General features: G+C 65.6%; 11 protein-coding genes. 5 read left to right on the forward strand and 6 right to left on the reverse strand.

Annotated elements, in window-relative coordinates; all coding sequences use genetic code 11:
* The first annotated feature begins 1 nt into the window (after position 1).
* A complete protein-coding gene (locus ACVISU_RS02670) occupies positions 2-955 on the forward strand; it encodes a helix-turn-helix transcriptional regulator (protein WP_456705925.1) in 954 nt (317 codons plus the stop codon).
* 179 nt (positions 956-1,134) lie between these two features.
* On the opposite strand, the gene ACVISU_RS02675 is transcribed toward ACVISU_RS02670, so the two are convergent.
* Complete coding sequence (locus ACVISU_RS02675; protein ID WP_456705926.1) at positions 1,135-1,752, reverse strand: hypothetical protein; 618 nt, start codon at positions 1,750-1,752, stop codon at positions 1,135-1,137.
* Positions 1,753-1,808: 56 nt separating this feature from the next.
* On the opposite strand from ACVISU_RS02675, the gene ACVISU_RS02680 reads away from it, so the two are divergent.
* From ACVISU_RS02680 to ACVISU_RS02695, 4 genes are all read left to right on the forward strand, one after another.
* Positions 1,809-2,429 (forward strand): helix-turn-helix transcriptional regulator, encoded by a 621-nt coding sequence (locus ACVISU_RS02680; RefSeq protein ID WP_456705927.1) that lies wholly within the window; start codon positions 1,809-1,811, stop codon positions 2,427-2,429.
* 175 nt (positions 2,430-2,604) lie between these two features.
* The gene (locus tag ACVISU_RS02685; RefSeq protein WP_456705928.1) at positions 2,605-6,453 is read left to right on the forward strand and encodes an autotransporter outer membrane beta-barrel domain-containing protein; all 3,849 of its coding nucleotides are present in this window, start codon (positions 2,605-2,607) and stop codon (positions 6,451-6,453) included.
* Between the two features lie 369 nt (positions 6,454-6,822).
* Positions 6,823-8,316: a DEAD/DEAH box helicase gene (locus ACVISU_RS02690; RefSeq protein WP_456705929.1), complete on the forward strand. Its 1,494-nt coding sequence runs from the start codon at positions 6,823-6,825 to the stop codon at positions 8,314-8,316.
* A gap of 317 nt (positions 8,317-8,633) precedes the next feature.
* Positions 8,634-9,701 (forward strand): GGDEF domain-containing protein, encoded by a 1,068-nt coding sequence (locus tag ACVISU_RS02695; RefSeq protein WP_456705930.1) that lies wholly within the window; start codon positions 8,634-8,636, stop codon positions 9,699-9,701.
* Between the two features lie 9 nt (positions 9,702-9,710).
* Here the strand turns inward: ACVISU_RS02695 and ACVISU_RS02700 are convergent, their stop codons facing one another.
* The 5 genes from ACVISU_RS02700 to sufD form a co-directional block, all read right to left on the reverse strand.
* Entirely contained in the window at positions 9,711-10,157 is a 447-nt protein-coding gene (locus tag ACVISU_RS02700; RefSeq protein WP_456705931.1) for a TfoX/Sxy family protein, read from the reverse strand.
* A gap of 144 nt (positions 10,158-10,301) precedes the next feature.
* Positions 10,302-10,691, reverse strand: a complete 390-nt coding sequence (locus tag ACVISU_RS02705) for a HesB/IscA family protein (RefSeq protein WP_050400605.1) — start codon at positions 10,689-10,691, stop codon at positions 10,302-10,304.
* Between the two features lie 67 nt (positions 10,692-10,758).
* Positions 10,759-11,130 (reverse strand): SUF system Fe-S cluster assembly protein, encoded by a 372-nt coding sequence (locus ACVISU_RS02710; protein WP_021081118.1) that lies wholly within the window; start codon positions 11,128-11,130, stop codon positions 10,759-10,761.
* Entirely contained in the window at positions 11,127-12,374 is a 1,248-nt protein-coding gene (locus ACVISU_RS02715; RefSeq protein WP_456705932.1) for a cysteine desulfurase, read from the reverse strand. The genes ACVISU_RS02710 and ACVISU_RS02715 overlap by 4 nt, the downstream gene beginning before the upstream one ends.
* Complete coding sequence (gene sufD, locus ACVISU_RS02720; protein WP_050400606.1) at positions 12,371-13,693, reverse strand: Fe-S cluster assembly protein SufD; 1,323 nt, start codon at positions 13,691-13,693, stop codon at positions 12,371-12,373. Before sufD ends, ACVISU_RS02715 begins: the two co-directional genes overlap by 4 nt.
* Positions 13,694-13,699 lie beyond the last annotated feature (6 nt).

A 13,699-nucleotide genomic window follows, 5' to 3' on the forward strand; every position in this document is an offset into this window, starting at 1 on the left:
CGTGTACACATGGTCTACTGAGCAAGTCGATCCCTGTGATCGCTTCGACTATTGGCGCGAGGTGCGCGCCAAGGGGTTGTTCGGCGTCACCGCGGAACTCGAACCCGAGCGCCGCCGCGACTTTTTCGGCGAGTTCTCGCTGCGCCAGCTCGGCGACGCCGGGCTGGTCGAGCTGCGTGCCTCGCCCTACCGCGTCGAGCGCCGCGCCGGCGACATCGCGGACGCCCGCAGCGACAGCCTGTGCATCTATCAGCAGCTCGGCGGTGGCGGCTGGTTCGGCGGCGCGCGGCTCGATGAATTCGCGGTGCGCGATGGCATGTTCGCGACCAGCTATTCGGACCTGCCCTATCGCACCACCCCACTGCACGATGACGGCTTCCATCTGCGCATCATCAAGATCCCGGTCAGGAACGTCGTCCCGCCGGGTGCCGAGCTCGGCGAATTGGTCCCGAAGCCCGTGCAGGATGAGACCGCGCTGCAGCCACTGCTGGAATCCTGCTTCCGCGACCTCGTCGAACGCCATGACGCCAGCGCGGCGGATGCGGCCCCGATGGTGCAGGCACTTGCCCATATCGCGCTGATCGAGCGCGGCATCATGCGGCCGAAGAGCCGGCTTGCGCAGCAGGCCCTGCGAAGCGCCCATCTGTCGCTGGCTCGCCGCCTGATCCGGCGGCATCTATCGAGTGCGGCGCTGACGCCAACCCTGATTGCCGGCCTGCTCGGCATCTCGGTGCGTCACCTGCACATCCTGTTCGAGGAGACGGAGAAGACCTTCTCGGAGACGGTCACCGCACTTCGGCTCGCGCAAAGCCGCCGCCTGCTCCGCGAGCAGTCCGGGCAGACGATCGCCGAGGTCGCGTTCGCCTGCGGCTTCGAGAGCCTCGCGACGTTCTACCGCCTCTTCAATGCGTCCGAAGGGATGACACCGGGCGATTACCGAGCACGGGTGGCCTGAGCGCGGACGGGCCTCGCAATGTTGGCGAGCCGGCACTCGGGCGCTGGTGAGACAGATCGACCGGCGGTTCTCGATAACGGCAAGCCGACATGGCCTGCTGATCAGCTAAAGAGTCGGTCGCTACGTTCGGGGCGGAACTGCTTCATTAGCCAATCTCACTGCATCGTCGTCGGCTTTTTTCACAAGTTCAGGCCATCGCGCCACCGAAATGCGACGAGCAAAATAGAGGGCAGCTGGGGCAGCCAGAGGAACGCGAAAAGCGCAGAACCACGCTCACTGATTCCTCGCGACATCATCTCACAGGCGATGGCTAGAAGCGTTGGCACAAAGATGCAGAGCGCAATCAGCAGGGTTCGTTCGCGGACCTGCATCTGCTCGGCGGACCAACTTCCTTTTATAGGAACCGCATCTATCCACCAGAAGCCACGAACCCAGAATTCGTTGGTTGGCAGATGCACACATCCGCCGAGCCGCTCGGCAGCCGCATCGTCACCTCTCATCACCTCCCGCGGGAACAATGTGCTGGCGAGGCCGCGCAATCCGGGCAGGTTAAGTGGCCACGCAGCGATCAGCCATACAATCAGGCTGCGCTTGGACCCAGCTGCAAATAATCGTTCAAGAAGTCTGAAAGTCCGCTCCGGGTCACAATAGCGGACTTCGTGCGCCTTTCCCGCAATGACCGGCCCGCCGGCCGATCCGAAGCTCTCACGACCGAACTGAACAGCCTGCGCGCATTGAGAAGATATTTTCCGGCGATTTCGCCAGAACAATGCAGGCGCTTCGCCCGGTCGCGGCACAGCAAATCTCCTGACCGGCGACGCGCGCGCTCACGCGGAGCGAGGGATCACGCACGATGCGCGGTAAGCGCCAGGAACACAGCCCGGAAGGCTTGGTTGGCATACGCGTGTCTGACGCCGCGGGCCTGCAGGCGGATCCAACTTCGGCCCCCCGGCCGGCTCGTCAGGACGCTCCGACGACAAGCGATCGGGGCTGGGCGCCGTTGCTCGAAGCCTGCCTTGCCGACTTCAACGAAGCCACCGAGGCCGGTGATACCGCTCGCATTTCCGCGCTGGTCAAGATCGTGGCGGAGCTCGCGCTGATCGAGCGGGGCGCGATCAGGCCGGGCAGCCGCCGCGCCCAGCAGGCGCTGCGGGTCGGCCGGCTCAGCCTCGCACGCCGCCTGATCACGCGTCATCTCGCGAAGCCCGCACTGTCGCCAGGGATGGTCGCCGACATCCTCGGCGTCTCGGTGCGTTACCTGCACGTTCTGTTCGAAGCGACCGGGGCGAGCTTCTCGCAGACCGTCACGGCCCAGCGCCTGAGCGAGAGCCGCAGGCTGCTTCGTGAGAAGCCGCCTCGGCCGATCGCCGATATCGCGCTCGCCTGCGGGTTCGGCAGCCTCGCCACGTTCTACCGGATCTTCAGTGCCTCCGAAGGCCTGACGCCAGGTGAGTACCGGGCTGCGGGGCACTAGCGCCTGGCGGCGCTGCCGCGCGGCCGAAACGCTCCGTGCAGCATGATGCCGGGCAGCCACACCTGAACGCATTTTCGCAACAGCCGCATTTTGGATCGACGGTATGCGCGCACTGAGAAGACGCCGCACGACGGTTGCGCCAGAAACATACGGTTACAATATTTGGGGCAAGGTCATGATCGGCATCGGCGGCAGGCTGAGGATGTGGCGCGGCGCGCTGCTCGGCTCGGCGTCACTGATTGCGATGGCCTCCACGGCCGAGGCGACGGCCCCCTGCTCTGGCGTCGGCACCGCCGACGTGCTCTGTGACGCCGCCCATCCGTCGGACGGCGGGCTCAACGTCAATTTCGGCGGCGATCTCACCGTGAACGTCAATGCCGGCGCAGGGATCAACTCCCGTGGCGCCACCGCGAACAGCGGCGGCAACCTGACGTTCAATCACAACGATCCCGCCGGCATCACGTCATCGTCCATTTACAACGGCATCGGGCTCAGCGCCCAAGGCGCGATCACCTACAGAGGGTCAGCCGACGTCACCTCCAATGGATATTCGATCAGTGCCCAGATGGGCCTCGGTCCGGTCTCCATTACGCAGACCGCCGGGACGATCAGGGGCGGCACCGGCATCGAGGTCACGGGCTTAGGAGCGGGCAACAGCGTCAATATCAACACGACCGGAAGCCAGATCGTGGCGGGTCTGGGAATCTACCTTCGGACCGATGGCCCACAATCCGACGTCACGATCGCGACAGGCACGATCACCAGCACCACTCCGACGTTAGGCAGCGCAATGTTCGTCCGGACGGGACAGATCACCCACACTGCGCGCAACCTGTCCGTGACGACGAACGGCGCGGTCACCGGCAACATCGATCTGCAGAACGGCGGCGTCGGCACCGTCGACCTCACCACCAACGCGAGCGTCGCGGGCAACATCACCCTCGAGAGCAACAATTCGGCCAATAGCAGCGCGTTCACGGCGAAGCTCAATCAGGATGTCAGTGGCTCCGTGAGCTTGCAGAACTACGGCACCGGCACCATGACGGTCCGAACGCGCGGCATCACGGGCGGCACGCTGTCCGTTTACGACGCGGGCGGCGCCAACAACAGCCTCGTCGTGGACGGCAATATTGCCAAGGGAAACCGCCCGGACACGGCCTACTACGGCGCCCTGGCGACCGTCAGTTTCTCTGGTGCCAGCGGCACCAACACCGCGACCTTCAATGGCGACATCTCCGGAGTCTTTGACACCAGAACTTCGACCTCCGCTTCGGCCGGTGGCAGCGTCGCCGGTCTTTCCGCCGGATTGGGAAGCACATCCAGCGACGGCTCGGCGGCGCTGAACGTCAACGGATCGATCACGGTTACCGGCATGACGCCGTCCGGCAAGGTCGCAAATGTCACCGGAGCGTCCCTGGGCGCCTCCGGTGTGGTCCCGGTCGACTTCAATCTGCACGGCGCAGTGACGGCAACCTCGATCAGCGATACCGCCTCAAACGTCATCGGCATCAGCGTCGCACAGAACAATCTGACCACGACCCGGTTGACGGTCGATGGCGCCGTGACGGCCACCGCCATCGGCACCGGCAGCACGGCGACCGGAATCACGGCCTCAACCCTCAGCCTTCCGCCGACCCTCATCGGCACCGGCACGCTCACCGTTCGCGCCAATGGCGACGTGACCGCTGCCTCCGACGGTGCCGCGACCGGCATCGCGCTGAGCCGCGGCATTTCCAGGTTCTCGACCCTCACCGCGGGACTCGGCGGCATCGATCTCGACACCAAGGGGACTGTGAGCGCGACCTCGACGAGCGCGGCGGCGATCGGCATCAGCGGCATCATCACCCACGGCGCCGACAATGCCGCAACACTGGCGCTGCGCGCGGAAGGCAACGTCATTGCGAACGGCACGGCCGCCGGCAGCTACGGCATCCTCGCCCAACGCGACGGTCTCGGCGACATCAAGATCGATGCGCTGGCCGGTGTGCAGAGCAGTGGCATCGGCATCTCCGCGTCGCGCTCGACCCCCGGCAACATCTTCATCACGACAGGCACCTTCGTCACCGGCACCACCGGCATCAAGACGTCGGGCGGCACGACCACGCTGATCGCCAACGGCACCATCACCGGCACCGGCGGCACCGCCGTGCAGTTCGGCGGCACCAACGATTTGCTGCAAGTCCAGTCCGGCGCCGTGTTCAACGGCAACATCGTCGGCAGCGGGACCAGCATCGTGCAATTCGGCGGCACGACCGCTTCGAGCTTCGACCTGTCGAAGCTCGGCACCGGCTTCGTCAATTTCGGGGTTCTTGCCGGCTCGAACTGGAGCTTCACCGGCAGCTCCAACTTTGCCGGGTCCGTCAATGTCGACAGCACCTTCATCCTCAACGGCGCGGTGCCGAACGCCAGCGTCACCGTCGGCCCAAACGGCACGCTCGGCGGCAACGGCACCATCGGCAACACGGTGATCAGCGGCATACTGTCGCCCGGCAACTCGCCGGGGACGATCACGATGGCAAGCCTGACCATAACGGCCGCGGCGACCTATCTGGTGCAGGTCACCAACACGATCAGCGACAAGGCGATCGTCACCGGCACCGCCAACCTTGCCGGCAATGTCGTCGTCGAGCCGCTCGAGCGGATCACGAAGAAGACCACCTACACGATCGTCAATGCGGGAACGCTGAGCGGCACGTTCGGCTCGGCCAGCCTGTTGCTTGCCAACAACCTCGCACGCAATCCGGTGCTGAGCTATGTCGGCAACGACGTGCTGCTGTCGGTCGATCCCGGCCTGCTCTCCCCGATCCTGCCGGCCAACGCCAGCATCAACCACAGAAGCGTCGCCGGTGCGATCGACAACAGCCTGCTCGGCGCCGCCAACCTCTCCAACGCCTTCAGCGCGATCTTCAAGGTGTCGGGCGACAATCTCCTGAGCGGCCTGACCCAGCTCTCCGGCGAGAGCGCCGCCGGATCGCAGCAGACCACGTTCAACGCGATGAACCAGTTCATGGGTACGCTGCTCGATCCGTTCATCGACGGCCGCGCCGCGACGGCGATCCCGGCCGGCGCCCCGGCCTACGCTGACGACAATTCGCTGGCTTATGCCGCCAAGCGCTCGACCAGCGATGCCTATGCCGCGATCTATCGCAAGGCGCCGATCGCCGATAGCCATGATCCACGCTGGAGCATGTGGGCGGCAGCCTACGGCGGCTCGCAGACGACTAGCGGCAATACCGCGCTCGGTTCGAACAACACCACAAGCCAGCTGTTCGGCACCGCTGTCGGCGCCGATTACCGGTTCTCGCCGAACACGATAGCCGGCTTCGCGCTCGCCGGCGGCGGCACCAATTTCGGCGTCGCCAACAGCGGCGGCGGCCGCTCCGACCTGTTCCAGGCCGGCGGCTTCATCAGGCACAATATTGGCGCGGCTTATCTCGCCGGTGCGCTGGCCTATGGCTGGCAGGACGTCACCACCGACCGCACGGTGACCGTCGGCAGCGTCGATCGCCTGCGCGCCGAGTTCAAGGCCAACGCATGGTCGGGCCGCGCCGAAGGCGGCTATCGCTTGGCTGCGCCATGGATCGGCGGCATCGGCCTGACGCCCTACGCCGCCGGCCAGTTCACGACGTTCCAGCTGCCGGGCTACGCCGAGCAGACCGTCGTCGGCGCGAGCACCTTTGCGCTCGCCTACAACGCCAAGAGCGTCACCGACGCGCGCGGAGAACTCGGCCTGCGCGCCGACAAATCCTTCGCGCTGTCAGATGCGGCGCTGACGCTGCGCGGCCGTGTTGCCTGGGCGCATGATTTCAACCCGGACCGCAGCATCGCCGCAACGTTCCAGACCCTGCCCGGCGCCAGCTTCGTCGTGAGCGGCGCGGGGCAGGCCTCCGAGTCCGCTCTCACCACCGCCTCGGCCGAACTGAAATGGGCCAGCGGCTGGTCGGCGCTCGCAAGCTTCGAGGGCGAGTTCTCCAACGTGACCCGGTCCTACGCCGGCAAGGGCGTGGTCCGTTATGCATGGTAGGCAGCCGCCCGCGCGGGACCGGCGCGGCGGATTTTTGGCGGCAAAGCCGCGCGAACGCCCCTCGCCGAGGTCTCGTCTCCAGGTTCCGGGACAGCGATTCATTTGACCGCCAAATGACGGAAACGACGGTTATTTTGGCGAAAACGTTAAGCTTTTTCGGCTATCCGGCCGGTTCCAAGATTGACTTTGCCGCTTTCCCCCCTATGTTGCGGGCAACGCGGCCCTCGGATCGAAACGCGATTCGTCAGGTTTGCCGTCCGTCAGCGTTAGTCAGAGCCCCCGAGCTTTATCGAAAAGCGAGCCGTTTCGGGGCCGAACGCGACAGCCTTTTACCTGCGATGCCGAACGGCGGTTTCGACCAGAGGCTCAATGTCTTTTTCCAATCTAGGCCTGTCCGATAAGGTCCTCGCCGCAGTTGCGGCCACCGGTTACACCAACCCCACCCCCATCCAGGAACAGGCAATCCCGCACGTCCTCGCCCGGCGCGACGTCCTCGGCATTGCGCAGACCGGCACCGGCAAGACCGCTGCCTTCGTTCTCCCGATGCTCACCTTGCTCGAGAAGGGCCGCGCGCGGGCACGCATGCCGCGCACCCTGATCCTCGAGCCGACCCGCGAACTCGCCGCGCAGGTGAAGGAGCAGTTCGACAAATACGGCGCCGGTCAGAAACTGAACGTCGCCCTCCTGATCGGCGGCGTCTCGTTCGGCGACCAGGACTCCAAGCTGATGCGCGGCGTCGACGTCCTGATCGCAACCCCCGGCCGCTTGCTCGACCACACCGAGCGCGGCGGATTGCTGCTCACCGGCGTCGAGCTGCTGGTGATCGACGAAGCCGACCGCATGCTCGACATGGGTTTCATCCCCGACATCGAACGCATCTGCAAGCTCGTCCCGTTCACGCGGCAGACCCTGTTCTTCACCGCGACGATGCCGCCGGAAATCAGCCGCATCACCGAGGCCTTCCTGCACAATCCGGCCCGGATCGAAGTCTCCAAGCCCGCGACCACCGCCGTCACCGTGACGCAATTGCAGGTCCCGGCCGGTCGCGAAGCGCATGACAAGCGCGAGATCCTCCGCCGCCTGCTGCGCGACGCCAAGGATCTCAACAACGCGATTATCTTCTGCAATCGCAAGCGCGAAGTCGCCGTCCTTCACAAATCACTGCAGAAGCACGGCTTCAGTGTCGGCGCCCTGCACGGCGACATGGATCAGTCCGCCCGCACCGCGGCGCTGGATCAATTCCGCAAGGGCGAGATTCCGCTGCTGGTCGCCTCCGACGTCGCCGCGCGCGGTCTCGACATTCCCGCGGTGAGCCACGTCTTCAATTTCGACGTGCCGCACCACCCCGATGATTACGTCCATCGCATTGGCCGCACCGGCCGCGCCGGACGCACCGGCACCGCGATCTCCATCGTCACCTCGCTCGACAGCAAGTCGATGACCGCGATCGAGAAGCTGATCGGCCAGCCGATCCCGCGCGCCGAGGGCGACTACACCGTTCACAGCGAGGCTTCCGACGAGGACGGCGCACCGCGCCGCTCGCGCAGCCGCGAAGGCTCGCGCGATGGTGCCCGTGGCGGTCGCAAGCCGCGACGCGAGCGCGAAGCGCGTCACGGTGAACGCGAGCCGCGTCACGGTGAACGCGAGCCACGTCAGGACCAGGAGCCCCGCCAGGAGCGTGCAGCCAGGCCGGAGCGCGAACCGCGCCACGGCCGCAACTCCTCGCCCCAGGCCACCCCGTCGCACGTGCCGTCGATCGGGCGTGCCGAGCCTCGGCGGCCGCAGCGCGAGGTGGACCACGAGCCCGGCGATCATTCGCACCTGCCCGCCTTCCTGCTGCGACCTGTGCGCGCGCGCGCCTAAGGCCGGCTCCGATACCGCCGCGCCAGCGGCGGTATCCTTCGGAATCCGTGTCGCCGCCGGCGACCAGCGCCCAGGCCGATTCCTCGCGTTTGACGCAAATGCGCGCAGTTTTCGCAGCGCAAAGGGGGAGCGAGCGAAAAGCTTGCGAGAGCCGCGCGCGATCCGCGATGGGATCGCGCTCGTACGACATTCGTCGCGACGAAATCCCCGTAGTTCCACTGTTTACCTTGCCTTCATCCTCGTCCCGTACCCTCGCACCAATAATTTAGTCATTGCTGCCGGGCACGACCGGCATTGCGTGCATTGAGGACGTAACAGTGGTCAAGCTGCTGGACGAACACGAACGTACGTTGGCTTTTGCCGAAGTCGCGCTTGGCCAGATCCGCTCGCTTCGCCAGACCGCCGTCCCTCGCAACTATGAGATCTGGTACGTCTACGCGACCGGGTACAACGCACCGCTCAACAAGGTCATCAACGAGACGCTGGCGCGCAGCGGCAAGCTCTCTGAATCCGACCTTGAGCAGATCTACGAAACCTATCTCTCGCACATCAAGACCTCGGACCGCATCGACAAGGTCGGCGCGCGCGTCATCGGCGAGATCGATGCCGTCATGCGGCTAATCACCGATGCGCTCGACGTGTCCGCGACCTACGACGCGAACCTCGTCGGCGCCAGCGATCGGCTCTCGACCGCGACCACGCGCGACCAGATCAAGATCATCGTCGAGGCGCTCGCCAAATCGACGCGCGAGATGCGCGAGACAAATCAGGCGTTGGAGAACCGGCTTGCGCTGTCGAAGTCGGAGATCAGCGACCTGCAACACAGCCTCGAGGCGATCCGCGCCGAGAGCCTGACCGATCCGCTCACCGGCCTCGGCAACCGCAAATATTTCGACCGCTCGATCGACATGGCGGTGCAGGCCGCTTTGGCCAGCGGCGAGCCGCTGTCGCTGCTGATGTTCGACATCGATCATTTCAAGTCGTTCAACGATTCCTACGGCCATCTCACCGGCGATCAGGTGCTGCGGCTGGTGGCACAGTCGCTGAAGCAGAACATCAAGGGCCAGGACATCACCGCCCGCTACGGCGGCGAGGAGTTCGCCGTCGTGCTGCCGAACACCGCGCTGCGCCAGGCGCTGACGGTCGCCGACCACATCCGCCGCGCCGTGATGGCGAAGGAGCTGAAGAAGAAGTCGACCGGCGAGATCCTCGGCCGCGTTACGATCTCGGTCGGCGTCTCCATGCTGAAGCCGGCGGACGACACGGATTCCCTGATCGAGCGCGCCGACGCCTGCCTCTATGCCGCCAAGCGCTCCGGCCGCAACCGCGTGATCTGCGAAGCCGACCCGGAATACAGCGCCGAGACCCAGACCCGGGTGGCGTGATCCCTCACGTCAGGAGGATCGCTTCCGTGCCGATCGCTCCTTCTTGGCCGACGGCTTCTTCGCCGCCGCCTTCCTCACCGCGGCCTTCTTAGCCATAGCCTTCTTCGCCGGCGCCCTCGCCTTCCTCGGCCGCTTGCGCAGCGCGGCGCGCTGGGCGGCGCCGAGCGCCAGGCGCGCCCAGACCGCAAGCTCCTCGGAATCGTCGAACAGCCGCGCCGGCAGTTGCCAGTATGAATTCACCTTCACCGTCTTGGCGCGGGTCTGGTACTGGAACGGCCCGCAGCCTTCGGCCTCGAACTGCGCGATAGTCTCCTCGTCGGCACGGAAGTAGAGCCCGGCGCGCAGCGCAAGCGCGAAGTTGGTGCCGTCAACGGAGATGCCGTAGCCGGAGAACATCCGGCGCAGCGTGACCGGGCCAAAATCGGCGAACAGGTCGATCAGGAATTCGCGGTCCATGTGCCCACCTTCGTTCCAGCGCGGCCGAACGCGCCTGCCGCAGCCTGTTGGCAGCGCAGTATGGTCGACGACGACGTCGACATGCAACGATGGTGGGTGGCGGGTAACGCGCGAGCGCGATCGCGCGCTCGCCAGGCGCAGCGATCAGACCGTGGCCGGCTTGAGCTGTACCGATTCGCCGCAACCGCAGGCGGAGACCTGGTTCGGGTTGTTGAACACGAACTGGGCCTGCATCCTGTCGGCCACGTAGTCCATCTCGGTGCCGAGCAGGAACAGCACGGCCTTCGGATCGACCAGGATCTTGACGCCCTTGTCCTCGACCACTTCGTCGGTCGGGCGGATCTCATGGGCGTATTCGACCGTGTAGGACTGTCCGGCGCAGCCGCCGTTCTTGATGCCGACGCGCAGGCCGACGATCTCGGAATCGGCGCGCCTGGTCAGCTCGGTGATCCGCTCCGCCGCGGCATCGGTCAGTTTCATGACCTGCGGGCGCGGCCGCTTCGGCTTGGCTGGGGTTGGTGAAGCTTGCGTCATGTCACTCATGTGGTCAGTCCCGGCGGCAAATCAATTGCCGATATTCCAAGGTTAAGCCCGATACGCATCACCACATATTGAGGACGAGGCGAGCCTCGTCCGACATCCGGTCCGGCGTCCAGGCCGGATCCCACACCAGATTGACGTTGACGACACCGACACCGGGGACGCTGGCAACCGCGTTCTCGACCATCGTAGGCAATTCGCCGGCGGCCGGGCAGTTCGGCGTGGTCAGCGTCATCAGGATGTCGACCGAGCGATCGTCCTTGAGGTCGACCTTGTAGATCAGGCCGAGTTCGTAGATGTCGGCCGGGATTTCCGGGTCGAACACCGTCTTCAGGGCCGCGACGATCTCGCCGCTCATGCGCTCGGTCTCCTCGGCCGGCAGTGCCGAGGTGGTTTCCATGGTGGCCGTCTTGACTTCGGCTGTATCGGTCATGCGAACAATTCCCGCGCCTTGATCAGCGCCTGCGCCAGATGGTCGACTTCTTCCCTTGTATTATACATCCCGAAGGATGCACGGCAGGTGGCCGTGACATTGAACCGCTCTAAAAGCGGCATCACGCAATGGGTGCCGGCGCGCACCGCGATGCCCTGGCGGTCGATCACGGTCGCAACGTCGTGGGGGTGCGCCCCCTTCATCTCGAACGAGATCACCGGACCCTTGTTGCGGGCGGTGCCGATCACGCGCAGCGAGTTGATCTCGCGCAAACGGTCCTGCGCGTAGGTGAGCAGCTCACGCTCATGCGCGGCGATGCGCTCCTTGCCGATCGAATTGACGTAGTCGATCGCGGCCCCCAGCCCGATCGCCTCGACGATCGGCGGCGTCCCGGCCTCGAACTTGTGCGGCGGATCGCCATAGGTGACCCAGTCCCTGGCCACTTCGCGGATCATCTCGCCGCCGCCGTTGAACGGCCGCATCGCCACCAGATGCTCGTGCTTGGCATAGAGCGCGCCGATGCCGGTCGGCCCGTACACCTTGTGGCCGGTGAAAGCGTAGAAATCGCAGTCGAGGTCCTGGACGTCGATCGGCAGGTGCACCGCCCCCTGCGCGCCGTCGACCAGCACCGGAATGCCGCGGGCGTGAGCCAGCCGGATCACGTCCTTGACCGGAACCAGGGTGCCGAGCGCGTTCGACATCTGGGTGATCGCGACGATCTTGGTGCGCGCCGTCAGGAGCTTCTCGAACTCCTCGATCAGGAAGTTGCCCTCGTCGTCGACCGGCGCCCACTTGATCACGGCACCCTGGCGCTCCCGGAGGAAGTGCCACGGCACGATGTTGGAGTGGTGCTCCATGATCGAGAGGACGATCTCGTGGCCCTCTCCGATGTTCACCCCGCCCCAGGACGACGCCACGAGGTTGATCGCCTCGGTGACGTTGCGGGTGAAGACGATCTCTTCGCTGCGGCGGGCGTTGATGAACTGCGCGACCTTGCCGCGGGCACCCTCATAGGCCTCCGTCGCCGCATTGGCGAGGTAATGCAGGCCGCGATGCACGTTGGCGTATTCGCTTTTGTAGGCCTCGGTCATGCGGTCGAGCACCGCATTCGGCTTCTGCGCCGAGGCCGCGTTGTCGAGATAGACCAGCGGCTTGCCGTAGATCTGCATGGCGAGCGCCGGAAAATCCTGCCGCACCAGGGCGACGTCGTAAGAACCGTTGGCGACCGCCTTGTGCATGCTCACGCCCTCGCCTGAAGCCAACGCTGTGCGGCGGCAATTGCGACCTCGCGCAACGCGTCGCTGGCAATGGTCTCGATCGCCTCACCGACAAAGGCCTGGATCAGAAGCGCTTGTGCTTCCTTCTCCGGCAGTCCGCGGGCCCGCATGTAGAACAGCAGGCTCTGGTCGAGCGCACCGGTGGTCGCACCGTGACCGCAGGTGACGTCGTCGGCGAAGATTTCCAGCTCCGGCTTGTTGTCGGCTTCTGCGTCGTCGGACAGCAGCAGCGCGCGGGTCATCATCTTGGCGTCGGTCTTTTGGGCGTCCGGACGAACGATGATGCGGCCCTGGAACACCGAATGGGCGCGGTCGTCGACGACGGCACGGAAGATCTCGCGGCTCGCGCAGTGCGGCACCGCGTGATCCATGAACAGCGTGGTGTCGGCGTGCTGCTTGCCGTTGATCAGATTGACGCCATTGGTCTCGACCTTGGAGCCCTCGCCGGCACAGGTGATCGTCAGCTGGTAGCGGCTGACATGACCGCCCGAGGTCAAACTAAACGTGTTGAAATGCGCATGCGCGCCGAGCGACACCGTCGCCGAGGAAATGTTGAACGCGTCGACGGCGTCCTCGACCAGCCTGACGTGATCGAGCCGCGCATTGTCGCCGATCGCCACGACCAGCCCGTCATGGGTCTGGTAAGCCTTGGCGCCCTCGCCGGCGAGATAGCTCTCCACCAGCGTCACGCCGGTATCGCGACCGAGCCGGAGCAGCGAGCGCGTGAACGTCGAGGCCGGCGCCGTGCCGGACGCGACGTGGACGATGTGCAGCGGCTGGGCCAGCACCGCGCCATTGGCAATTTCGATGACGACGCCATCGGTCGCCATCGCGCCGTTCAACGCGATCATCGGATTGGAGATGTCGGAGGCAAAGGCCTGCGCGGAGAGCGCGCCATCGCCGGCGTCGAGCACCTCACGCAGCGGGCGGATGCTGAGGCCCTCTTCGGGAGTTCCGAGATCGGAAAGTTCAGGCGCAAACGCGCCGTCGACCAGCACCAGGCGGCGCACGCCGTCGATCGCCCGCAGCTTGACCGCGTCGGCAGCCCGCCCCAGCGCTGCGGCATCCGGCGCAGGGGCCAGCGGCAGCACTTCTCGCATCAGCGCGCGCAGGTCGGTGTATTTCCAATCCTCGATCCGGCGATGCGGCAGGCCCAATCGTTCATAGGCCTCGAACGCCTCGCGGCGCTGCTCGGCGATCTTGCCCTTGCCCGGCAGACGGTCGCGCGCCGCAGCGAATGCATCGCCCAGCGCGCGCCCGGTCTCGGTCTTTGCGACAACGTTCATCTGAGA

Source organism: Bradyrhizobium sp. USDA 4452 (assembly GCF_054063575.1).

Bases quoted from the DNA above. Each gene is read 5' to 3' on its own strand.
- sufD (WP_050400606.1), bottom strand. From the start codon at position 13,693: ATGAACGTTGTCGCAAAGACCGAGACCGGGCGCGCGCTGGGCGATGCA.
- ACVISU_RS02700 (WP_456705931.1), bottom strand. From the start codon at position 10,157: ATGGACCGCGAATTCCTGATCGACCTGTTCGCCGATTTTGGCCCGGTC.
- ACVISU_RS02705 (WP_050400605.1), bottom strand. From the start codon at position 10,691: ATGACGCAAGCTTCACCAACCCCAGCCAAGCCGAAGCGGCCGCGCCCG.
- ACVISU_RS02710 (WP_021081118.1), bottom strand. From the start codon at position 11,130: ATGACCGATACAGCCGAAGTCAAGACGGCCACCATGGAAACCACCTCG.
- ACVISU_RS02680 (WP_456705927.1), top strand. From the start codon at position 1,809: ATGCGCGGTAAGCGCCAGGAACACAGCCCGGAAGGCTTGGTTGGCATA.
- ACVISU_RS02685 (WP_456705928.1), top strand. From the start codon at position 2,605: ATGATCGGCATCGGCGGCAGGCTGAGGATGTGGCGCGGCGCGCTGCTC.
- ACVISU_RS02690 (WP_456705929.1), top strand. From the start codon at position 6,823: ATGTCTTTTTCCAATCTAGGCCTGTCCGATAAGGTCCTCGCCGCAGTT.